This is a genomic window from Blastomonas sp., from assembly GCF_046294995.1.
In the GTDB taxonomy this organism is placed as follows: Bacteria; Pseudomonadota; Alphaproteobacteria; order Sphingomonadales; family Sphingomonadaceae; genus Blastomonas.
Map to the genome: position 1 here is coordinate 570,265 of NZ_JBKBOG010000001.1, position 22,666 is coordinate 592,930.

The window sequence follows — 22,666 nt, forward strand, 5'->3', positions numbered from 1 at the left end:
GGATGATGGCGACACAACCAGTGGATGCACTGCCAAAGCATCACAAGGCGACACAGGGGGAGAAGATGGTCATCGCCGCTTCGTCCCTCGGTACGGTGTTCGAATGGTATGATTTCTACCTTTACGGCCTGCTTGCGACCTATATCTCGGTGCAGTTTTTTTCCGGGGTCAACGAGACAACCGGGTTCATCTTCGCGCTCGCGGCTTTCGCTGCGGGCTTTGCCGTGCGACCGTTTGGCGCGATCGTCTTCGGGCGGATCGGCGATATGGTCGGCCGCAAGAACACGTTTCTGGTGACCATGGGGATCATGGGGCTGTCGACCTTCGCGGTTGGCCTGCTGCCCAGCTATGCCTCGATCGGGGTTGCCGCTCCGATCATTCTGGTTGCGCTGAGGCTCGCCCAGGGTCTTGCGCTCGGCGGCGAGTACGGCGGCGCGGCCACCTATGTCGCCGAGCATGCTCCCGAGGGCAAGCGCGGGCTTTACACCAGCTGGATCCAGACCACGGCGACCTTCGGGCTGTTCGCAGCCTTGCTGGTGGTCATCGGCATCCGTTATGCATTGGGCGAAGAGGCGTTTGCCGCTTGGGGATGGCGCTTGCCTTTCCTGATCTCGATCCTGCTGCTGGGCGTGTCGATGTGGATCCGGATGCAGCTCAACGAAAGCCCGGTCTTCCAGAAGATGAAGGACGAAGGCACCACTTCCAAGGCGCCGCTGACCGAAGCCTTCGCCAAATGGGGCAACCTGCGCTGGGTGATCATCGCACTGCTGGGTGCGGTGATGGGCCAGGCGGTGGTCTGGTATGCTGGCCAGTTCTATGCGCTCTTCTTCCTCGAAAAAACACTCCGGGTCGATGGCGCAACCGCGAACATCCTGATCGCGATTGCGCTTGCGCTCGCCACGCCGTTCTTCGTGTTCTTCGGCTGGTTGTCTGACAAGATCGGCCGCAAGCCGATCATCCTGGGCGGTTGCGCGCTCGCAGCGGTGCTGTACTTCCCGCTGTTCGGCGCACTGACCCAGGCGGCCAACCCGGCGCTGGCCGAGGCGCAGGCCGCTGCCCCGGTGACGATCACCGCGCATGCCGACGAATGCTCGTTCCAGTTCGATCCGGTGGGCAAGAACACCTTCGAAAGCACGAGCTGCGACATCGCCAAGACCTATCTCGCCAAGGCGGGCGTCAGCTATGCCAATGTCGAGGCGGCCCCCGGCACGATCGCCACGGTCAGCGTGGGTAGCACGGTGTTCACCGCCCCCAATCCGGACAGCCTGCAGGGCGACGACAGGAAGGCCGCGATCAAGGCTTTCCAGGATGAGCTGAAGGCCGGGCTGGTCGCGGTCGGATACCCCGACAAGGCCGACAATGCCCGGATCGACAAGGTGGCGGTGGTCGCCATCCTGTGGGCCTTGGCGATGCTGGTAACGATGGTCTACGGGCCGATCGCCGCGCTGCTGGTGGAACTGTTCCCCAGCCGCATCCGCTACACCTCGATGTCGCTGCCCTATCACATCGGCAACGGCTGGTTCGGCGGCTTCCTTCCCACCACTGCGTTCGCGATGGTCGCGGCCACCGGCAACATCTATTACGGCCTGTGGTACCCGGTCGTGGTGGCCGCTGCCACGGTGGTGATCGGGCTGCTCTTCCTGCCCGAAACCTTCCGGCGCAACATCGACGACTGACGCGTCGGCGTCGGGCTGTTGCTCGGACGACCAATCTCCACTGCCAGCGTGCCGGAAAACCTCTGGCGCGCTGGCAGCATCTATCGGACGAAGGCTTTCGCCCGGCGCAAGGCTGTCAGAAATCGACCGTCAGGAACATCGTCAGCTGGCGGGGTGAATTGACCTGATAGCTGCCGCTGCCGACCAGCGCGAGATCATAGGCGTTGGTCAGGTTCTGCAGCTGCACGCGCAGCAGCGCCGGGTTGTCGCCCAGATCGAACCGCCAGCGCACGCCGGCATCCAGGATCGCGCGCGCGGGCAAAGTAACGAGATTGCGCGTATCGGCGGCGCGGGTGCCGCGATGGGTGACGTTGAAGGTCAGCTGCACGCCATCGACACCGGGGAGCGCATATTGCGTCGCCAGCGTCAGCAATTGCGAGGGCTGGCCGATCGGGCGGCGTCCGACCCGGCCCAGCCTGACGCCATCGCCGGTCACGCGCGGCTGCATCAGCACCGCGCCTGCGACCACGGTCAAGCCCTCGGCCAGCGGCCCGGCGGCAGAGAGCTCGACCCCGCGATGGCGAACATCGCCCAACTGGCGAAAGACATTGATCTCGTCTGCGGCAAAATAGGGTTTGCGCACATCGAACAGCCCGGCGATCAGGCTCATCCCCCAGGGTGCCTTCCAGCGCAGCCCGCCATCGATCTGCGATGTCAGGATCGCGGGCAGCGCCTCGGTGCGGTTGGCAGCGCTGTCGGGGGCGATGCCGCTCTCCTCCAGCCCCTTGGTGTAGCTGCCGTAAAGCGCCAGCCGCTCGGTCAGCTCGACCGAGGCGGTGACATTGGGCAGCCAGGCTTGATCGTCGGTCCGCGCCAGCGGTGCGCCGGGGCGATCGACGCGTTTGGCGTACCAGGTGTGCTGCAGGCCTACGCTCAAGCCGCCGACGCCCAGCCAACGGCCGTCATAAGCGATGCCGGCGATGCCCTGGCGCACCGTCTCGCCGGTCTGCGGCAGGAAGGCGAACTCGGGTGCCGGGATATCGAGCACCTCGTCAACCGGGGCACGGTCGAAATCGATCCGCCCGCCGCCGCCGTAACGGCTCACCCGTTCGCGCCCGCGCACTGCGGCATGGACCGTGTGGCGACGCGGGCCATCGGCGAACGTGCGGCTCAGCCGCAGTTCGCCACTGGTCCCGGCGAGCGAGAGCGGCGGATCGCTGGTAACCCGGCGGATCGCAGTGCCATCGGGCCGCAGCGCGATGAAGTTCTGCGCAAAATTGGTGCTGCTGTCCGATGTCGAGCGGAACAGCCCGGCGGCGAGCTGCCATTTCTCGCTCAGCCGCGCCTTGGTGAGCGCGCCATAATGCTGCACGGTGTTGCGCTGGTCTGCCCATTCGGGGCCGGGGAAGCGGCGGCGCTCGATGCGCGGCGGCAGGAAGGCGCCTTCGGGCGTGTAGAGCGGCGCGGCCTCGCGGTTGTAGAGGTCGATCCGGCTCCAGAACGGGATCACCTCGATCCCGGGCGCAGGCTTCCACCGTGCTGCGAGCGCATAAGACCCGAAGAACGACTGGTTGCCCGGCGCAAGCTCGTCGACGAAGCCGGCGACGCCCGCAACCAGGCTCAGCTTGTCCTTGATCACCGGAATCTGCGCATCGAGCTCGAGCCGCCCGCCGCCCCAGCTGTTGAGGCCGAACATGGTGCTGAGCACGAAGTCGTTGCCCGCCGGGCGGATCTTGTAATCAACGATGCCGGTGGGGGCGGGGAACAGATAGTTCTGCGCGGTCAGCCCGACGCGCACGACGTTGCTTTGCACCAGCCGGTCGGTGAACGAGGCCGGGCGGTCGAAATACAGCCCCTCGAGCCGGATATTGTTGGCGGTGACCGGCGAAAAGCCGCGCACGTCGCTGCCGCTGTAGAGCCCGACGCGCTCGTTGCCGATACTGGTGCCGAAAGCGTCCTCTGCACCGCCTGCGGCATTGTCGGTGACACGCTGAGCGTAGGCGGTCTCAGTCAGCCCGAGCGTTGTCGTCGTCAACAGGAGCGAAACGCGGAACGTTCGCCAGAATCGAGAGATCGAAGGGTCGTTCGCTGAAGAGATAGTCATAATAATACTCGCGCAATCGCGTATGGTAGGCGCGGATGCGCTGTTGAAATTCAAGCTGGGCGGTGACGTCGGTCCCCGCCAGCGCGGTCATGGCCTGCGCGATACCCGCAGGCGGAAGCAGCCAGCCGGCCGCCCGGGCATAGGCCGCGCGACCCGCGATGCCGTCGCGATAGGCCTGCGACTGATCGGCGACATGCAGATCGCCCAGATGCTGGAACGCGAAATACCATTTGTAGTGGAATGTCGGCGGTAGCGCGCTGCCCGCAACGTGTTGCGGATAGAGCGCCAGGAACGCGTCCATTGTCTCCTCGCGCGGCCGATCCCATGCGCCGTGGACGAATTCGCGGTTTTCGCGCGCCAGTTCCGCGCCATCGGGGACCGGAACCGACGCGTTGATCACCAGATTGGCCGCTGCAGGAACGACGAGCGTCAGCGCGAACCAGATCGAGGCCAAGGTCGCAGCATTGACCACCGAGCTCGATCCGCGCCGCGCCACCAGCAGGATCACCGCCGACCAGAACAGGCAGGCGAGCGTGATCAGCCCGCCGAACGCCAGCAGGCGGGGCAAGGTGGTTCCTGCGAAAATGGCGCCCACCGCAAAGGGAATCAGCAGGGCCAGAAGCACCCCTGCGATCCGCACCGCAATCCGCACCGTCCACAGTCTCCGCCGCGCACCGGGCAGCGCCGAAAGCATGAACAGCCGCCCCGCCTCGCGTTCGCCCGACCACACATCGTGCAGCAGCGCGATCAGCACCAAGGGTGCAATGTAGATGGTGATGAACACCAGATCGAACCGCCCGGCCAGCGACAGCTCGGGGTTGGCGCTTTCGTTCTCATAGAGCTGCGCTTCGAGCGAGAGCGAACGCACCCGCAGAATCGCAGGGGCAATGTCGCGGTTGCCAAGCGCGGCAAAGGCGAGGTCCGACGGCGGATCCCAGACCGGCTGGAAGCCGTAATAGGCGCCATAGCCCGCATCCTCGACAAAGCCTGCCAATGCCTGCTCCTCGGCGGGCTGCCCGGCGAGCATCCGCTCGATCATCGCCTGATCGCGTGACACGTTGGCCAGACCGATCGCTACGCCGGCTGCGGCGAAAACCGCCAGCAGGACCAATGCTGCGACGGCCGCGCGGTTGCGGCCCAGCAGCCAGAGTTCGCGGATCACGTTGCTCATGCGCCGTGCCTTTCCATCCGCCGCGCGGCCCAGCCCAGCACGCCAAAGGCCAAGGCGATCCACAGGCCGAGCAGCAGCAGCGACGGCACCATCGCGATCATGCGGGCCGAGGGAGAGGGGGCGGCGAATTCGAATTCGGGCATGGTCTTCCAGAAGTCGGCAGATATCCGGGTGCGCCGGTCGGCGAGCGGGTCCTTGCTGCGCGCAGCATCGTCTGCGCTGGCTACGGCTGTCGCCTGCAGCCCGTTGAGGCGCTGCACCAGATCGAAGCGATAAGCCTCGGCGGCATTCATAAAGGCGGTGTGGGTGGATAAATCGGTAGCCGCGCCGACCATCGATGCGCCGCGCACTGAAAGCGCCGGGCTTAGCACGCCTGCCCAATCCAGCCAGCCGGACTGGCGCTGGCGGATGGCATCGGCCCGAGCGGCATAATCCTTGAACAGCTGCGATGTGATCCGCTCACCCTCCTGTGCCAGGCGCCCGCGATAATTGAACGGCAGGTCCTCGGTGCGCGTGACGCCGTATTGCTTGAGCAACCTCGCCTTGAACGCGGCAAAGTGAGGGTCGTTGGGATTGTGGCTGTCGCCGATGCGGCGCAGGTCGGCGGCGATTGCTAGCTCGGTGTCGACCCGGCTGGGAAGCGGATCGGCAACGCCCGCCAAGCCCGCGGCGGCACGCGGCACCAGCACCACGATCAGCGCCCAGGCGGCGATCAGCGCAATCAGCGCGCCCTGCGATGTCCGCGCGATGCCCGACACGGCGACGATGCCCAGCACCCAGGCGGCAAGATAACCCGCATAGGCCAGTGCGATGAGCACAGCGATGCCGCCCTCATGCGGCTGGCGCAGCGCGGCCCAGCCCAGCGCGACCAGCGCAGGCGCCAGCGCCAGCAGCGCGACGACGCCCAGCGCCATCGCCTTGCCACTTAGGATGCTTCGCGCACTCGCGCCGTGCGCTGCCAGAGCGCGCAGGCTGCCCCGTTCGCGTTCGCGCGCGATCGTCGCGAAGCCAAGGAAGATCAGCAGCAGCGGCGCCAGCGTCTGCAGCACGAACGCCGGGGTGAGCTGGCCAAAGCGCAGCAGGTCCGACGATTCCCGCGCTGCGCCGAAGGTGGCGCTGTTCTGCCGGTGCCCTTCGAGGAACACGACCGTGCCGGTGAACGAATCGACGCCGGGGTCGAACGCGGCGAGCGGTCCTACGGGACGCAGCGCATAGGTTCCGTAATGCACCATCCGGTGCGGGTGGCGGTCAGGCTGCGCCTTGAACTGCGCATCGGTCGCGGCCTGTGCTTCGGCCCGCGCCCTGGCGGCCTCCGTCATTTGCACGGCCGATGTCACCGCCGCGATGGCAGACAGCAGCAGCAGCGTCACGACACCGACCAGCGCCAGTCGCGAACGCAGCATCAGGCGCAGTTCGGCCTTGGCAATGATCAGGCTGCGGTTCATTTGACGCCCGCAAAGCCGTCGTGCAACGTATTGAGATCGAACCGGGGGCCGGTGGCTTGCGCGCGCCATTCATTGGCGATCCTCCCGCCCGCGATCAGCCCGATGCGGTCGGCGGTGTCGGCCGCGCCCAGCAGGTCGTGCGTGACCATCAGGATCGAAACGCCGCGCGCCGACAGGGCTTCCAGCAGCGCATGGAAATCGGCCGAGGCTGCCGGGTCGAGCCCCGAGGTCGGCTCATCGAGCAGCAGCAGCGGCGTGTTGCGCAGCAAGGCGAGCGCAATCGCGGTCTTCTGCCGCATGCCCTTGGAAAAACGGCCCGCGCGCTGGTCCCAGGCCGCAGAGGCAAGGCTGACGCTCTGAAATGCCTGCTCGATGTCCGCGTGGGAGCGCTGGCAATCGGCGACCTTGAGGAAATAATCGACGTTCTCGCGCGCGGTCAGGTGATCGTACAGCGCGACGTTTTCAGGCAGATAGGCGACCGAGGCGCGCACCGCATCCGGGCTGGTGCCGGGGTCTCGGCCGCAGACCGTCAGCGTGCCCGATGTGACCGGCAGGAAGCCCAGGATGGCAAACAGGGTGGTCGATTTGCCTGCGCCGTTGCCGCCGAGCAGCGCATAGATTTCTCCCGGCGCAAGCGACAGCGAAAGGCCGTCGACGATGCGGCGGCTGCCGCGTTCGACGACCAGATTGTCAATGGCCAGGGTACGATCTGTCACCTTAATCCCTTTTTCAAAAAGATACGCGCAAGGCAACCGACGCTGCGCGCGGTGTACCCGGCTGTACCCACAATTGGGCAAAGCTGTTGGTGTAGTAAGTGGTATTGAACAGGTTGGTGACATTGGCAATCACCTCGAGATTTTCCTGCAGTTTCCAGCTCGCAAAGGCGCGTGCCAGCACATAATCGGGCAGCTCGAACGTCGTTGCCGTCTCGCCCAGGCGCTTGCCGACATATTGCACGCCGCCGCCCAGGTTGAGCCGGGTGGTGCCGATATCGAACCCGCGCGACAGCTGGATGTTGGCGCTGTGCCGCGGGATGTTGATCAGCCGGTCGCCCGATCGGATCGCGAGTCCGAAGTTGAGATCGATCACGTCCGCACGCGCCTCGGCATCGACATAGGCATAAGACAGCCACAGATCGATATCGCCGGGCAATTTGCCCGCAAGGTCGATCTCAAGCCCGCGACTGCGCGCCTTGCCGATCGGCAGCGAGAATCCGGGGTTGGCGGGGTCTGCCGCAAGCACGTTGGATTTGGACAGGGTAAACAGCGACACCGTGCCTTCGAGCGCGCCGTCCAACAGGCCGAATTTCGCGCCGACTTCGGCCGATTTGGTCGTCTCCGGGTCGAACAACGTGCCTGCCGCCGTCGCGCCCAGATTGGCGCGGAAGCCTTCGCCATAAGCGGCATAAAGCGAGACCGCGTCCGATGGCGTGAAGACGACGCCGGCCTGCGGGCTGAACCGGGTATAGCTGCGCTGGTTGCCGGCGCCGTTGGCGCGGTTAAGCGTCTCCACCGTGGTGTCGTCGAACCGTCCGCCGATGCGCAGCTGCAGGCTGTCGCTCAGCGTGATCTGGTCCTGGAAATAGGCACCCACCGCGCGTTGCTGGTCGAGCCGGTTGGTCTGCGGCGGCAGTGCGGGCAGGGGGAAGCGCCCATAAACCGGGTTGAAGATGTCGATGTCGTTGGTTGCCTGCGGGGTGGTGGCAGCGCCGATCACCGCCGGGCGGAAGCGCAGGAACACCTGCGAATTGTCGAACTCGTCATAGTCGACGCCCATCAGCACGCGGTGGGTCAGGCTGCCGGTGTCGAACTGGCCCGCAATCTCGCCGCGCAGCACGAAGTGCACGGCCTCGTACAGCCGCGAGCGGCGCTGGCGCGACAGCGAGCGACCATCGCGGCCAAGCCGCTGGCGGCCCGCCGCCAGCTCGGCCTCGGTCGAAAAGCCCTCGAGCCGGGTCTCGCGATACTGGCCGCCGACCATCAAGCTCCAGTCATCGCTGAATTCGTGGCGCAACTGCACCTGATGTCCGGTGGCATCGGCCTCGATCAGGCCGTCGCCCGGCTCGCCCAGAAAGCGCGAGCGCGGGATCAACCCCAGCACGCCGCCGATCGCCAGGACACCGCGATCGAAATCCGCTTCCTGCCGCGACAGTTCGAGATCATAGGTCAGGGTGGTGCGCTCGCCGAGCCTGACCAGGACCGAAGGCAGGAAGCCCAGACGCTCGCTGCGCACGGTGTCGCGGAAGCTGCCGGCGTCCTCATAATAGGCAACAAGGCGGATGGCGGCGACATCGCCGATCGCAATGTTGACGTCGCCATCGGCGCGGCGGCGATTGAAGCTGCCGGCCAGCGCGGTGATCCGGCCACGGGTATCGAAATCGGCAACCTTGGTGACGATGTTGACCGTACCGCCTGGCTCGCCGCGCCCGAACAGCGCCGCATTGGGGCCCTTGAGCACCTCGACTCGCTCGATCCCGGCCGCGTCGCGGGTGCCGCCAAAGCCGCGTCCGCCGTTGAAGCCGTTGACCAGATAGCCCGAAGGCAGGTTCTCATCGCCCGCAAAGCCGCGCACCGCATAAGAGTCCCAGAGGCCGCCAAAATTGTTCTGGCGCGCCACCGATGCCGACAGGTCGAGCACGTCGGACAACCGCAGAATCGCGTTCTGATCGATCATCTCGGCATCGATCTGGGTGATCGCCTGCGGCGTTTCGCGCAGGGTGAAATCGCCGCGATAGGCCTGACGCTGGCCGCTCACGATGATCGTGTCGTTGTCCTCTTCGGCGAGCGCAGGGGCTGCAACGCAGGCCGATCCGGCCATCAGCACCGGCAACGCCAACCTCGTGAATCTGGTCATGTAAAAGGTGTCTTCCCCAGCAATGCTGCTTCCCCCGTGAAGCATGCTGGGGCGTGATACAAAATATCATTACGCGATCAAGCGGTTTCTGCTTTTTTGTTTGCTGCAATGCTGCGGGAGGCCCGCACCGAAAGCGAATTTGCGCCACTGGCCGCGCCGAAAACTCAGACAAATAGTTGACCCGGCGTCTTCGTCGGTTAAATTGCCGCCCAACCGCTGGGCCTCGATGGTCATGGTTCGATGAAAAAAAGAGCAAAACGGGAGCAGGCATTGCAACTGGCCAACGCAACAAGCGCGCGCGCAAGCGCAACAGTATTGAAATGGGTGACGCTGGCAGGCTGTCTGTTCCTCTGGGCGTTGGTGGTGCTGGCGGCACCTGCCCATGCGCAGCAGACCCCCCGGACGCGCGAATCGATCAACCAGGACTGGCGCTTCACCCGCGGTGATCCCGCCGGAATGACCGCAGACCTGCGCTACGATGTCCGTCCGGAATTCGATGACACCGGCGACGGCAAGGCCGCCGACGCCCGGCCCGAAGAGGCAGCGCGGATCGACGGTTCGGGGGCCAATGTGCTCAAGCGCTGGATCCTGCCGACCGCCAATCCGTTCATCAAGGACCCGGCGCAGCATCACGCTCGGCCTGCTGGCAATCCCGGCGAGGATGTGAGCTATGTCCAGCCTGGCTTTGACGACAGCAGCTGGGAGCAGGTCAATCTGCCGCACGACTGGGCGATCGCCGGGCCGTTCATCACCGAGGGGCCCTATGGTGGCATGGGCCGGCTCAAGAGCTGGGGAATCGGCTGGTACCGCCGCAGCATCGACGTGCCCGCCAGCGACGCGGGCAAATCGATCTTCCTCGATGTCGATGGCGCGATGTCCCATGCGACGGTGTGGCTCAACGGCACGCTCGTCGGTGGCTGGCCTTATGGCTATAACAGCTGGCGCGTCGATCTGACCAGGCACGTGGTCCCCGGTGGCCGCAACGTGCTGGCGATCCGGCTCGACAATCCGCCCGCCTCGGCGCGCTGGTATCCCGGCGGCGGGTTGTACCGCGACATCTGGCTGACCAAGACCGATCCCGTGCGCGTCGCGCACTGGGGCAGCGCGGTCACGACCCGCGATGTTTCGGCAGCGTCCGCGACGATCGACGTCCGGTTGACGCTCGACAACGCCAGCGCTGCTGCGGCCGGGGTCAGCGCGACCACCGACATCTATGCGCTTGGCGCCGATGGCAAACGCAGCCGGCGCCCGGTCGCGCAGATCACGCATACCGGCGGCGAGGTCGCCGCAGGCGGGTCCTTGACGCTCGCCGGGCGCGCAGCGCTCGCCAGCCCCAGGCTCTGGGGTCCGCCGCCGACGCAGAGCCCCAACCTCTATCTCGCCGTCTCGACCATCCGCACCAGCGGACGCGTCACCGATGTGTTCGAAACCCGCTTCGGCATCCGCGATGTCCGCTTCGATGCCACGCGCGGCGTTCTGGTCAACGGCGAGAAAGTGCGCATCCAGGGGGTCAACAACCACCATGACCTGGGAGCATTGGGCGCGGCGTTCAATCGTCGCGCGGCGCAGCGCCAGCTCCAGATTCTGCGCGAGATGGGGGTCAACGCGGTGCGGATGAGCCACAATCCGCCTGCGCCCGGGCTGCTCGACCTGACCGACGAGATGGGCTTCCTGGTGATGGACGAGGTGTTCGACAGCTGGGAGCTCAAGAAGACCCCGCTCGATTTTCACCTGATCTTCCCCGAGTGGCGCGAGGCCGATCTGCGCGCGATGATCCGCCGCGATCGCAACCATCCCTCCGTCATCCTGTGGAGCGTCGGCAACGAGGTCGGCGAGCAGTATAGCGGCGAGGAAGGCGCCCAACTGACCCGCGAACTGGTCGCCATCGCCAAGGACGAGGACCCCAGCCGCCTGACCACCGTCGCGATGAACTTCGCCAAGGCCGACATGCCGATGCCCGCCGAGGTCGACGTTATCAGCCTCAATTATCAGGGCGCGGGCATTCGCGGCATCATCGGGCAATATCCGGCGTTCCACGCCGCGTTCCCCGACAAGGTCATCCTGAGCAGCGAAAGCGCCTCGGCGCTGTCGAGCCGCGGCGAATATCTGTTCCCGGTGGCCGGCGCGACCAGCGGCCCGGTGCGCCCCTATTCGGGCGGCGATCCGGTGACGCATCAGGTCAGCGCCTATGAGCTGCATGCGTCGGACTTCGGCTCATCTGCCGACCGCGTGTTTGCCAGCGACGACCAGCACCCCTATGTCGCGGGCGAATTCGTGTGGACCGGCTTCGACTATCTGGGCGAGCCCACGCCCTATTATACATCGCGCAGCTCGTATTCGGGGATCATCGATCTGGCCGGGTTCGCCAAGGACCGCTTCTGGCTCTACCAGTCGCGCTGGCGGCCAGAGCTGAAGTTCGCGCATATCCTGCCGCACTGGACATGGCCCGGACGCGAGGGGCAGATCACCCCGGTGCACGTGTTCAGCTCTGCCGACGAGGCCGAACTGTTTGTCAACGGCACGTCGCAGGGCAAGATCAAGAAGCGCGACTATGAATACCGCTTCCGCTGGGATTATGTGACCTATGCGCCGGGCGAGGTGCGGGTCGAGACCTGGAAAGACGGCAAGCCCTGGGCCAGCGCCAGCGTCAGGACCACGGGCGCTGCCTCGGCGCTGGCGCTCGAGCCTGATCGCGCGGTGATTGCGGCCGACGGCAAGGACCTCTCGTTCGTGACATTGCGCGTGCTCGACGCCGCTGGCGCAATGGTGCGCCCCGCCAAGAACCCGATCCGCTTCAGCATCGAAGGCCCGGGCGAGATCGTCGCCACCGACAATGGCGATCCGACCGACATGACCGCCTTCCCGTCGCACCAGCGCGACGCCTTCAACGGACTGGCGCTGGTCATCGTGCGCGGGTTGCCCGGCAAGACCGGCAAGGTCACCGTGCGCGCGGAGGCAGAAGGCCTCGGCTCAGCCAGCACGACGATCAGCACGACCAGCAGGACGGCGGCGATGAAATAGCGTCTCCCCGCCTTTCCGGCGATAGAGCGCACAGGCGGTGCATCGCACGCCGTTGTCGTTAGCCCTTGCGCGGTTTTCGTGGAGCGGTGTTGCCGGATGTCATCGGATCGGGCTTTGGCGGTGGCTGCCACCCTTCAGGGGGCGTCACGCGCTGCTGGCTGGTTCCCAGGCCCATGGCGCCCGGTTGCTGCCGTTCCACACCCAACAAATCTGCCTGCTCGGCTTGTGATGCCGTGGCGCCGCCGCGTATCAGGCTGATCTTGTCGCGGCATCGCTTGGCTTCCTCGAAGTCCAGGGCGCGTGCCGCAGCATCCATTTTCAGCTGCAGATCATGCAATGTTTCGCTCATCGCTATCTAAGCTTCTTGATGGGCAGCCCGTCTGCCTTGGCGCGGTCCTTTACCGACTCCTCGCTACGCGTCAGCGCTTTGGCCATGGCCTTCAAAGGCATGCCCTTATTCGCCAATGCGTGGAGCTTCTGAAGCTCGGCGCTGGTCCATGGTTGTCGATGTCGTTCGAATTTCTCTGCCATGCACCATAGTTAGTGGATCGCGAGCACAACCGCGAGCACTTCGTGAAATCGCCGACAGGGTCGAGTCCGAGGGGTTCTTCTACAGCAGGCTCGCCAGGAGCCGACACAGGCTGATCCGGCCATGGGCGGCCTTGCTGCGCGCGCCTGCTGATTGCCCGCCGCTATGGCGTACTGGCATCATCATATCAGGAAAAACCGCGGAAAACAGCCAATTTTTGGCACATTGCGGGATGCTGTGAGACAGCATCCTGGTGACCCCTACGGGAATCGAACCCGTGTTTCAGCCGTGGACGTATGAAAACCCGGAGAAATAGAGCTTCTGGTAGTCAAAAATGTGTCACGTGCGTCCAATGCGGTCCAATGTTGTCCAGCCGATTTGGGTGACGCAGACCCGCTTCTTCAAAGCACCGGCTCGGTGGAAAAAAGGCAGAACGAGATTAATGGCAGGTAGGCAACATGATGTGCATTTGCCTGTATAAACAGACATGATGGCGACCAAAACTTACCCCATAGCTGCCACGTCTCCCATTTTGATTCGATCCTTGATCCATCGTTTGGCGGAGGTGATGCTTTGGCGATAATCATCAGCAGCCATTGACAGTGACTCAGGCGATGTCGCACGGTCCAAGTCTTCGCTGGACCAATCCTCCTGAAGCCGTTTCGCCAAAGCAAAGCAGGTTGCCTTTCCGACACGGAATGCGAGCGTGCGACGAGCGGCTTCGACCGCGATCTTTCGCGCTTCTTCAGCGTCGTCAGCACCAGCCAACTCGTTTGCCAATTCATCGGCCATCCGGTCAACCACCGGGTAAATGCCATTCACAAAAAGCGTTTGAACATCGCCGTAGAATTTGGCTGCGCGGCCTTTCAAACCGCGATCCGAAATTTCTTGTGGATCTACGAGAATCTTGATGTCAGGCGCACGCTCGAGAGCGCGAGCAACTCTGGATGCCATGGCACCTTGCGGAGCATTCCTTACTCTGCGCTTCGATGCTCGGTTTTCGGTGCCTTTCACGGGGGCTTGCGTTCCGTCCATCTGCGGCTCGTCCTGCTCAGATTCGATAGCGGTTCGCTCAGGCTCGGCCTCGCCCGAATCATTGGGATTGGTCCAGAATGTGGGGCTGGCGTTTGTTGGCGCAGGTTTGATCACGTGGGTCGGAACCCGTAGCTCATCAAGAAGCTGCTGAAGTTCGGATTGAAGATCATTCAAGTCATCAGCGTTGTCCGGTGATTCCTGTCGAATTATCTCTTTTACCCAATCCGGCATTTGCTCACGAACCAAGTATGCAAAATTATCAGCAGTTAACGGTGACCGGTCGTGCCGCCAAAGTAGCGCGTCGCGATATTGACTGGGGTAGGCGCCGTTGTCCGGTAAGCGAATTTCGACTGTCAGAACTTTTGAGCCGAAGGGAATTCCGAATGAAGGAGCTACTGACGACCAAACCTTTTGCGTTTTGAAGTCGTAACGCTCGCCTTTATATACCAGCGCGCAAAATGTCGTCGAACCTGTTGCCGCATTTGCACGCGAGCTCAAGCTGTGACCCGAACTCTCATGCTTCGGATCGTGGATGTATCTAATGATAACGCCGGTTGCTTCATCGACGACATCTTGCCATTGTCCAAGTCGGTCGAGCACATCATCTAACGTCTTGAGTGGCCGAAATCGGCCTGTTTCGTTTTTGCCACCGCCCTTCGTCATTGCGACATCAATCTTAACATCGACGCCCTCGGAAAATGTGACAAAGCGCCTGAAGATCGACGTTGCGATGAAACTGCGATCAACTTCTTTGCCGACCCCGATGGGTTCTGCGACAGTGTCATGCTCGGGGGTTTCACCAAAAAGCACAACTTCTGTCCAGTCGTAACCAATATCATGGCCTTCAGCTATCGCGGCAGCAGTTACATCGTAAATGGTCTCATAACTCCCATCTGGCATCCTGGCATTGAAGCGCACGTAGGTTTCCTCGTCCGGGTCCCATCCTATGGTCACCTCGTTGACTTCGCCGTTTTTACAAGATCGGTAACGGATGCCGTCTGGTGACGCGGCCAAGCCAGACACTTTTGCACCGATTCCGAAGTTGCCATCCAGCGACATTTCCTTGCCAATCGACGAACTCAGATTCGTCGCGTCCCTCAGCTCCGCGGCAGACATCCCAATGCCTGTGTTGAAGAATGTTAACTTGCGAACGCCGTTGAATGTCGTCGGGTGAATCTTGACGACCCTGCGGTCGGGTGGCGCCAATGCCGTATTCTCATCGGCGTTCTTAAAAAACTCTCTGATCAGGGTGTTGATCGGCGCCTGCTGAATGAGGCGATTGATGAGAAACTTCCTGTCGCCAATGCCAAGGTGTTCGGGACCCATGCTTATCTCCTATTCAAAGCTTGAACGTTTCGTTGGGTTCGTTGGTGGACCCGAACCGCTTCTCCAGGTCAGAGACAGCATCGCGCAACGCTTTCGTGATCTTGCGAATATCGCTGTCTGAATATGCATAAGCCCGTTTGTTCGATAGATTCCCAAGCTTGCGAATTGCTTCCAACGCGATCTGCGTTCGACCCTCGGCAAGTTTAACAAATTTCTCGCGCTTTTCCGAATCAGGCACCGATGATCTCCTTTCCGCATATCATATAATGAAGCATGGCAATCTTTGCAAGGATGTCATGAAATTCATGAAAATGTTCGGCAAGAACACACCTCATCCTTCTGGGTGCGCGGCGTGTAGAACGCCACGCCGGTTTCTGGAATGCCGGCATGCACGCCTTCATGTGTCGAATTCTGCGAGGTGAGTGTAGGCTGGTCGGGCGCGTGATTCAGATGACTTGGCGAATGTAGTGCTCGCCATTTCTGCGGTGCAGCCTCAACTTTTCAGGTAGCGTGGTTGCGATGTTTCCTGGCCAATAGCTAGGCCGTCCGGCAGCCAAAATTAAGGGTTGGCTTCATCAATCACGTCTTGAATGAGCTGTCGCCAGTCTAACGTCAGGGCCTGGGCAATTTGAACCAACTCGATCACGTCGAGGCGCCGTTCCAGGGATTCGTATTTTGACACGAACTGCTGTGATCGACCCAACGATGCAGCCAATTCTGTTTGGGTCAGGCGCGCAGCGCGACGACCGTCCCGTAGCCCGTCAACGAGGGCGCGGTAAGAAGCATTCTGAATGCTTTTGTTAGTCAACAGCGCGCTCCCGAAATCGTCAGAGCGAGCTACGAGCAGTCTTGGTTTTACCCCAAAATGGGGTATTGATGGGTGTGCGAGGAGAGAGGCTATATGCGTCGTGTCACCCTGTTGCTCGAGTTGATGGAGGACGAGGCAGAGCAGTTGTTCACAGCCGTGTCCGCCACGGACGTTCGCTTTGGTGGTTTCACTCTCAATGAGCTGATGGACACTTCTTCGCAGGGTCTGCCGGCTGGACGGGATGGCTCTGTGGGCCATCATGCTTGTTCAGACGGAGTCCTATATCAAGGTGGGCCGCGACATTCGTTCCCAGGGTTGAAATGAGCCACCGGCATGGTTGGCCGCAAGAAAGCTGACGAGAAAAGCGCGGACAACCCGTCGGCGAGGCGACAATACGTCGCTTTGCCTGAGCCGCGCTTTTTCGATCAACCCACCGCGGCAGCATATTTTGGCATTAGCGAGCGATCATTTGAGGCGCTGTGGCGAAGCTACAAGATGCCGCATCCTCTTCGACTTGGACGGCGGCTGGTATGGGACAGGAAACATCTCGATCGCTTTGCTGACACCATTTCTCGGATAAACGAGGAGCGGTAGCGCTGCCCAAGTCAGCCCCGATAGCCGACATAGACGCTGACACACATGCATGTTGTCGGACCGCGGCAGGGGAGCAAAGGCCGCACCAACACCGCCGACGTCGCGGCCTCAATCCCGCTTTCGCAATGCCCAACCCGCCCTTCCGCCCTGTAAACACAGGTTCGCGAAAAGCGACAGTCCAGTTAGGTTTCTAAGTATCTGAAAGTGAACAGAAAATCTGGGAGTGCAGCGAGCGCACTGGGGCGCATTGGACCGCATCCAGATACAGAAAAATGTCACATTTATTGGGTGATTTTTTGAGCATGTGTGTCGTTTTGCACAACAAAAACACTTATAAAACAAGTGTTTATCCGCGTGGTGACCCCTACGGGAATCGAACCCGTGTTTCAGCCGTGAAAGGGCCGCGTCCTAACCGCTAGACGAAGGGGCCATCTTCGCGGGAAGCGACCCATTAGGGATTCGCGGCTGGGCAGTCAAGCGCGCTATTGGGGTTTGATCCGCTTTTTCAGCGATCGACCGCAGCGAGGTCGTCGACATGCATTTCTGCGGCGTGATTGCCGTTCCAGTTGTCGATCTTGACGCGGCCTGCCAGCCAGAAGCGGCGGTCGCGCGGGGCGCCGAGCAGTGCCTGTCCCAGCGGGGTATCGACACTGCGAAACGCCATCGCCTTGAATGATGCGCCATCATCGCCCGCCGCGATCGCGCGGACATGCGTAGTGCCGACGACATCGCAGCGCACGATCCGCACCGGGCCGGTGGCAAGGCGAGGGGCGGGCCAGCCCATGCCATAGGGGCCTGCGCTCTCCATCCGCTCGATCAGCTCCGGCGTGAGCCCGCGCGGCGCGACCAGCGCATCGACCAGCAACCGCGAGGCGCCCGATGCCGCAGCCACCTTGGCCGCGAGCTGGTCTTCAAGGAATTCGCTGAACCTCTCGACCATGTCGGCGTTGATCGTCAGCCCTGCCGCCATCGCATGGCCGCCGCCCGCGACCAGCAGCCCGGCGTCCTTGGCCGCGATGATCGCCGCGCCCAGATCGACGCCCGGAATCGATCGGCCCGATCCCTTGCCGATGCCGTTATTGTCGAGCGCGATCACCAAGGATGGCTTGTTCGTCCGCTCCTTGATCCGGCCCGCAACGATGCCGATGACGCCCGCATGCCAGCCATGGCCTGCAAGCAGCGCCACCGAGCGGTTGTGCTGGCCCGCCAGCTGCATTTCCGCCTCTTCCTGGACCATCGCTTCGATCGCGCGACGTTCCTCGTTGAGGCGCGAGAGTTGGGCTGCGATGTCGGCGGCCTCGGCCTCGTCCTGCGTGGTCAGCAGCCGCACGCCAAGGTCCGCCGCGCCGACGCGCCCGCCTGCGTTGATTCGCGGGCCGAGCGCAAAGCCGAGGTCCGAGCACACCGGGGCGCGGGTGAGGCGGCTGACATCGACCAGCGCGGTCATGCCGATATTGCGCCGACGCGCCATGATCTTGAGCCCCTGGGCGACAAAAGCGCGGTTCAGGCCCTTGAGTTGCGCGACATCGGCCACGGTGCCCAGCGCCACCAGATCGAGCAGTTCCATCAGCGCAGGCTCGCTGCGGCTGGCGAAGAAGCCGCGCGTGCGCAATGTGCGGACGAGCGCCGCGCCGAGCAGGAAGGCGACCCCGACCGCAGCGAGATGGCCGTGCGCCGCCGCCTCATCATCCTCGTCCAGCCGGTTGGGGTTGACCAGAGCGAAGGCGCGCGGCAGCTCGGCAGCGCATTTGTGGTGATCGACCACCACGACATCGACCCCGACGTCGTGCGCCATCTGCAGCGCCTCATAGGCCATCGCGCCGCAATCGACGGTGACGATCAGGGTCGATCCGGCTTCGGCCAGGCTGGTCAGCGCCGCGCCCGAGGGGCCATAGCCCTCCATCAGCCGGTCGGGGATGTAGGCGCCCGCATCGAGCCCCAGATCGCGCAGCAGCCGGATCAGCAACGCGGCGCTGGTCGCGCCGTCGACGTCGTAATCGCCATAGATCGTGACCTGTTCTCTCGCGATCACCGCTTGCGCAAGCCGGTCGGCGGCGCTGTCCATGTCGCGGAAGATCGACGGGTCGGGCATGAATCCGCGGATGGTCGGTGCGCGGTGGCGTTCGAGATCATCGCGCGCCACCCCGCGGCTGAGCAGGAGCAGCGCGACCAGATCGTCCGGCTCCAGGTCGGCCTGACGCCTGTCCCCTTCTGCGCCGCGCCAGTGCCAGGGCTGGCCGGTCAGCGACTGAGTGATGCCAAGAACGGGTTCGGGGTGGAGGGTGGCCATGAAATCCTGATCGATCGGGTTTGCGCTTTCCGGCGGAAGCCGGAATCCAGGGGCGGAGGCGGTGCAATCTCGCTCCTGGGCTCCGGCTTTCGCCGGAGAACGGATTTGCTTTGAACTGTGCTCTAAACCGCTGACCGGTCTTTGGCGAGAGGGTCGCAATCGTTGATGCGCACCGCTAGACCAGAAGCATGACCGATACGCCCACCGTGCTGATTATTTGGCACAGCCGCACCGGCGCTGCGCAAGCGATGGCGCAGGCGGCGGCTGATGCGGCGGCGGGCGAATGCGCGGTGCGGCTGATCGCTGCCGCCGATGCGCAGCCCGCAGACGTGCTCGAGGCGGCCGGCTATCTGTTTGTCTGCCCGGAAAACCTTGCCAGCATGACCGGGGCGATGAAGGAGTTTTTCGACCGCTGCTATTACCCGGTGCTGCGTCGGATCGAAGGACGGCCCTATGCGGTGATGGTGGCGGCAGGGTCGGACGGGGCAGGGGCAGTGCGGCAGATCGAACGGATCGCGACCGGGTGGCGGCTCAAGCAGATCGCCGACAGTCTGATCGTCTGCACCCATGCGCAGACCCCGGAGGCGATCGCAGCGCCCAAGGTGCTGGATGCGCGCGAGCTCGCGCTGTGCGGCGAGATGGGCGCAATGTTCGGTGCGGGGCTGGCCATGGGGATTTTCTGACCGTAAGCATCTGCAAGTAATGGATATCGGATGACCGCCGCGCAAATCCTCCCCTGCAAGGGGAGGTGGCTGGCTTAGCCAGACGGAGGGGTGTCCACATTTGCGAAGTGGTGATACCCCTCCACCACGTCGTGGTCCCCCTCCCCTTGCAGGGGAGGATTTATCGCCTTTTCAAAGGAGTGTCGCATGCTGTTCCGTTCATCGCTGATGGCTTTCGCCGCGCTGGTCGCCGTTCCCGCTACCGCGCAACAGGCTGAGGTCGAGACCCGTCAGGTGGGCACCGCGCGGCTGGAGAACGTGCCCGAGATTCCGCAGGACATCCGCGATGCGGTGCAGCGTTATCAGAACTATCGCGAGGCGCGGTTCCAGGACTGGCTGCCCGACGGGTCGATGCTGGTCACCACCCGCTTTGGATCGACCTTCCAGGTGCACCATGTTGCCGCTCCGGGCGCGGCGCGGCGGCAGCTGACCTATTTCAACGAGCCTGTGGGCGGCGCGAAGGTGGTGCCGGGCCAGCAGCGCTTCGTGCTCACCCGCGATACCGGCGGCGATGAATGGTTCCAGCTGTTCGTGCGCGATCTCGATGGCGTGGCCCAGCCGCTCACTGAGCCGGTTACCCGCAACCAGTCGGCGGTGTTTGCCAAGGATGGCAGCCTGCTGGTCTGGTCGCGCGCGACCAAGGGGTCGGCCGATTATGCGATCATGGCGGCGGACCCGGCGGACCCCAAGAGCCGCCGTCTTGTCTGGCAGGGCACAGGCTCGGTCGGCCCGCAGGATATCAGCGCCGACAAGACGACCGTGCTGCTCGCCAAGGGCATTTCCAACCGCGAAAACCAGCTGATGCTGCTCGATATGGCGAGTGGCAAGGTCACCCCGCTCGATTTCTCGGTCAAGGCCAAGGCACGGTTCGAGGACCCGCGCTTCGTCGATGGCGGCAAGGCGATCCTGGCGATCACCAATGCGGGCGGCGATTTCCGGCGGCTGGTCAAGATCGACGTCGCCACCGGCAAGATGACTCAGCTTTCCGACAAGGTCGAATGGGATGTCGAGAGCTATGACCTCGCACCCGATGGCAGGACACTTGCCTATACCCTTAACGAGGATGGCTTTTCACGCGTGCTGGTGTCGTCGCTGACCACGCCGCAGGCGATCTCGTCGCCCAAGCTGCCGCGCGGCGTGATCACCGCGCTCGAGTTCTCGCCCGATGGCGGCAAGCTTGCGATCGGGCTGACCAACGCCACCACCGCAGGCGATGTCTGGGATGTCGATCTGGGCAGCGGCGCGGTCACCCGCTGGACGCAGTCGGAAGCAGGTGAGCTCGATCCGGCAAGGCTGGTCGAGCCCGAGCTGATCCGCTTCAAGAGCTTCGACGGCGTGTCGGTGCCGGCTCTGGTCTATCGTCCGAAGAACGCTGCCGCCGATTCGAAGCTGCCGGTGATCATCGACATCCACGGTGGTCCTGAGGCGCAGACGCGGCCCGGCTGGAACCCTGGCGCGCAGTATTTCGCCGATGTGCTGGGCGCGGTCGTCATCCTGCCCAATGTGCGCGGATCGGACGGCTATGGTACCAAGTACCTCAACCTCGACAACGGACCTTTGCGCGAGAACAGCGTCAAGGACATCGGCTCGCTGATCGACTGGGCGGGCCAGCAGCCGGGCATGGATGCCGGGCGGATCGCGGTCTATGGGCAGTCCTATGGCGGCTATATGTCGCTCGCCAGCATGACCTTCTATTCGGACAAGCTCGTCGGCGGGGTCGAGCGCTATGGCATCAGCGATTTCATTAGCTTCATGGCCAACACCGAAGCCTATCGCCGCGACAATCGCCGCGCCGAATATGGCGACGAGCGCGACCCAAAGATGCGCGCCGTGTTCGAGCGGATCGCGCCGCTCAAGAACGTCGGCAAGATCACCAAGCCGATGCTGGTGATGCAGGGCGCGAACGACCCGCGGGTGCCGCAGTCCGAGTCCGATCAGGTGGTTGCGGCGTTGCGCGGCAACGGGGTGGAGACGTGGTACGTGCTCTATGCCGACGAGGGCCATGGCTTCATGAAGAAGGCGAACAACGATCTGCGCCGCGAGGTGGAGACGGTTTTCTTGAAGAAGCTTTTTGCGCAATGAGGACGTTCTTCGACCCGCGCCAGCACGACCATGCACCGGCGGTGGAACTGCACAACGGCGCATATGTGCCGCACGCGGAACATCGCGGGCGGATGGAGAATGTGCTGGCGACGCTGACCGGGGTCGAGGCTCCGCGCGATTTCGGGATCGAGCCGATCCGCCGGGTGCACGGCGATGATTATCTCGCCTTTCTGCAGAGCGCGCACCAGCGCTGGGTGGCGGCGGGGCGCGACGGTGATGCGCATGGCTATGCCTGGCCGGTGGTGGGGCGGCGTCCGCTCAAGCTCGACCGGATCGATGCCGATCTTGGCCAGTTCAGCTTCGATGCCGCCAGCCCGATCGCGGCAGGCACTTGGGTGAGTTCCTATTGGGGCGCACAGGCAGCGCTGGCCGCGACCGAGGTTGTGCTTGGCGGCGAACGCGCGGCGTTTGCGCTGTGCCGTCCGCCCGGCCATCATTGCGGCGCGGATTATCTGGGCGGCTATTGTTTCTTGAACAACGTCGGAATCGCGGCTGAGGCGGCGATTGCAGCGGGCAGGCGGCGCATCGCGATCCTCGATATCGACTACCACCACGGCAACGGCACGCAGGACATCTTCTACGAACGCGGCGACGTGCTGTTCGTCTCGGTCCATGCGGATCCGGTCACCGATTATCCGTTCTTCTGGGGCCATGCCGACGAGCGCGGCGAGGGGGACGGCGAAGGCACGACGCTCAACCTGCCGCTGCCCCGCGGCACCGGGCTGGCGGAATATCGCGCCGCGCTGGAAACCGGGCTGCAGGCGATCCGTGATTTCGGTGCCGACATGCTGTGCGTCTCGTTCGGCGCGGATACCTTCGCAGGCGATCCCATCTCGCAGTTCGCGCTGCAGACGGCAGACTACACTCCGATCGCCCAGTCCATCGCAGCGCTTGGCCTTCCAACCGTGATCGTGATGGAAGGCGGCTACGCGGTCGATGCACTCGGCGCGAATGTCGCGGCGTTTCTGGCGGGGTTCGAGTAACCGGCCCCACCCCGGCCTTCGCCCACC

General features: G+C 63.6%; 18 protein-coding genes and 1 tRNA gene. 6 read left to right on the top strand and 13 right to left on the bottom strand.

Features of this window, described 5'->3' with window-relative positions; all coding sequences use genetic code 11:
* The first annotated feature begins 5 nt into the window (after nucleotides 1–5).
* Complete coding sequence (locus ACK4R0_RS02610) at nucleotides 6–1,676, top strand: MFS transporter (protein WP_409670875.1); 1,671 nt, start codon at nucleotides 6–8, stop codon at nucleotides 1,674–1,676.
* Between the two features lie 115 nt (nucleotides 1,677–1,791).
* Here the strand turns inward: ACK4R0_RS02610 and ACK4R0_RS02615 are convergent, their stop codons facing one another.
* From ACK4R0_RS02615 to ACK4R0_RS02640, 6 genes are all read right to left on the bottom strand, one after another.
* A complete protein-coding gene (locus ACK4R0_RS02615) occupies nucleotides 1,792–3,690 on the bottom strand; it encodes a TonB-dependent siderophore receptor (RefSeq protein WP_409669776.1) in 1,899 nt (632 codons plus the stop codon).
* Nucleotides 3,662–4,930, bottom strand: coding sequence for an ABC transporter permease (locus ACK4R0_RS02620; RefSeq protein ID WP_409669778.1), 1,269 nt, complete (start codon nucleotides 4,928–4,930; stop codon nucleotides 3,662–3,664). The genes ACK4R0_RS02615 and ACK4R0_RS02620 overlap by 29 nt, the downstream gene beginning before the upstream one ends.
* A complete protein-coding gene (locus ACK4R0_RS02625; protein WP_409669781.1) occupies nucleotides 4,927–6,375 on the bottom strand; it encodes a DUF3526 domain-containing protein in 1,449 nt (482 codons plus the stop codon). Before ACK4R0_RS02625 ends, ACK4R0_RS02620 begins: the two co-directional genes overlap by 4 nt.
* On the bottom strand, nucleotides 6,372–7,091 hold the full coding sequence (locus ACK4R0_RS02630) for an ABC transporter ATP-binding protein (protein ID WP_409669784.1): 720 nt from the start codon (nucleotides 7,089–7,091) through the stop codon (nucleotides 6,372–6,374). Before ACK4R0_RS02630 ends, ACK4R0_RS02625 begins: the two co-directional genes overlap by 4 nt.
* A gap of 13 nt (nucleotides 7,092–7,104) precedes the next feature.
* The gene (locus ACK4R0_RS02635; RefSeq protein WP_409669786.1) at nucleotides 7,105–9,228 is read right to left on the bottom strand and encodes a TonB-dependent siderophore receptor; all 2,124 of its coding nucleotides are present in this window, start codon (nucleotides 9,226–9,228) and stop codon (nucleotides 7,105–7,107) included.
* A gap of 69 nt (nucleotides 9,229–9,297) precedes the next feature.
* Nucleotides 9,298–9,462, bottom strand: a complete 165-nt coding sequence (locus tag ACK4R0_RS02640) for a hypothetical protein (RefSeq protein ID WP_409669789.1) — start codon at nucleotides 9,460–9,462, stop codon at nucleotides 9,298–9,300.
* 6 nt (nucleotides 9,463–9,468) lie between these two features.
* Here ACK4R0_RS02640 and galB point away from each other — a divergent pair, with 6 nt between their 5' ends.
* Nucleotides 9,469–12,249: a beta-galactosidase GalB gene (gene galB / locus ACK4R0_RS02645; protein ID WP_409669792.1), complete on the top strand. Its 2,781-nt coding sequence runs from the start codon at nucleotides 9,469–9,471 to the stop codon at nucleotides 12,247–12,249.
* A gap of 58 nt (nucleotides 12,250–12,307) precedes the next feature.
* Here galB and ACK4R0_RS02650 read toward each other — a convergent pair whose 3' ends face one another.
* The 5 genes from ACK4R0_RS02650 to ACK4R0_RS02670 form a co-directional block, all read right to left on the bottom strand.
* A complete protein-coding gene (locus ACK4R0_RS02650) occupies nucleotides 12,308–12,598 on the bottom strand; it encodes a UvrB/UvrC motif-containing protein (RefSeq protein ID WP_409669795.1) in 291 nt (96 codons plus the stop codon).
* A gap of 2 nt (nucleotides 12,599–12,600) precedes the next feature.
* Nucleotides 12,601–12,780 (bottom strand): hypothetical protein, encoded by a 180-nt coding sequence (locus tag ACK4R0_RS02655; RefSeq protein WP_409669797.1) that lies wholly within the window; start codon nucleotides 12,778–12,780, stop codon nucleotides 12,601–12,603.
* Between the two features lie 502 nt (nucleotides 12,781–13,282).
* On the bottom strand, nucleotides 13,283–15,139 hold the full coding sequence (locus tag ACK4R0_RS02660) for a hypothetical protein (protein WP_409669800.1): 1,857 nt from the start codon (nucleotides 15,137–15,139) through the stop codon (nucleotides 13,283–13,285).
* A 13-nt stretch (nucleotides 15,140–15,152) separates the two neighbouring features.
* Nucleotides 15,153–15,377: a hypothetical protein gene (locus ACK4R0_RS02665; RefSeq protein ID WP_409669803.1), complete on the bottom strand. Its 225-nt coding sequence runs from the start codon at nucleotides 15,375–15,377 to the stop codon at nucleotides 15,153–15,155.
* Between the two features lie 321 nt (nucleotides 15,378–15,698).
* Nucleotides 15,699–16,208 (bottom strand): helix-turn-helix domain-containing protein, encoded by a 510-nt coding sequence (locus ACK4R0_RS02670; protein ID WP_409669806.1) that lies wholly within the window; start codon nucleotides 16,206–16,208, stop codon nucleotides 15,699–15,701.
* Between the two features lie 72 nt (nucleotides 16,209–16,280).
* Here ACK4R0_RS02670 and ACK4R0_RS02675 point away from each other — a divergent pair, with 72 nt between their 5' ends.
* On the top strand, nucleotides 16,281–16,541 hold the full coding sequence (locus ACK4R0_RS02675; protein ID WP_409669809.1) for a helix-turn-helix transcriptional regulator: 261 nt from the start codon (nucleotides 16,281–16,283) through the stop codon (nucleotides 16,539–16,541).
* Between the two features lie 355 nt (nucleotides 16,542–16,896).
* On the opposite strand, the gene ACK4R0_RS02680 is transcribed toward ACK4R0_RS02675, so the two are convergent.
* Together ACK4R0_RS02680 and recJ are read right to left on the bottom strand one after the other, a co-directional pair.
* Nucleotides 16,897–16,971, bottom strand: a tRNA-Glu gene (locus ACK4R0_RS02680).
* Between the two features lie 75 nt (nucleotides 16,972–17,046).
* Nucleotides 17,047–18,831, bottom strand: a complete 1,785-nt coding sequence (recJ, locus tag ACK4R0_RS02685; RefSeq protein ID WP_409669812.1) for a single-stranded-DNA-specific exonuclease RecJ — start codon at nucleotides 18,829–18,831, stop codon at nucleotides 17,047–17,049.
* Nucleotides 18,832–19,019: 188 nt separating this feature from the next.
* Here recJ and ACK4R0_RS02690 point away from each other — a divergent pair, with 188 nt between their 5' ends.
* From ACK4R0_RS02690 to ACK4R0_RS02700, 3 genes are all read left to right on the top strand, one after another.
* Nucleotides 19,020–19,514 carry a flavodoxin family protein gene (locus ACK4R0_RS02690; RefSeq protein ID WP_409669817.1) on the top strand — a complete coding sequence of 165 codons (495 nt, stop codon included), beginning with the start codon at nucleotides 19,020–19,022 and terminating at the stop codon, nucleotides 19,512–19,514.
* Nucleotides 19,515–19,700: 186 nt separating this feature from the next.
* The gene (locus ACK4R0_RS02695) at nucleotides 19,701–21,635 is read left to right on the top strand and encodes a S9 family peptidase (RefSeq protein ID WP_409669820.1); all 1,935 of its coding nucleotides are present in this window, start codon (nucleotides 19,701–19,703) and stop codon (nucleotides 21,633–21,635) included.
* Nucleotides 21,632–22,639, top strand: a complete 1,008-nt coding sequence (locus ACK4R0_RS02700) for a histone deacetylase family protein (protein WP_409669822.1) — start codon at nucleotides 21,632–21,634, stop codon at nucleotides 22,637–22,639. The genes ACK4R0_RS02695 and ACK4R0_RS02700 overlap by 4 nt, the downstream gene beginning before the upstream one ends.
* Nucleotides 22,640–22,666: the final 27 nt, after the last annotated feature.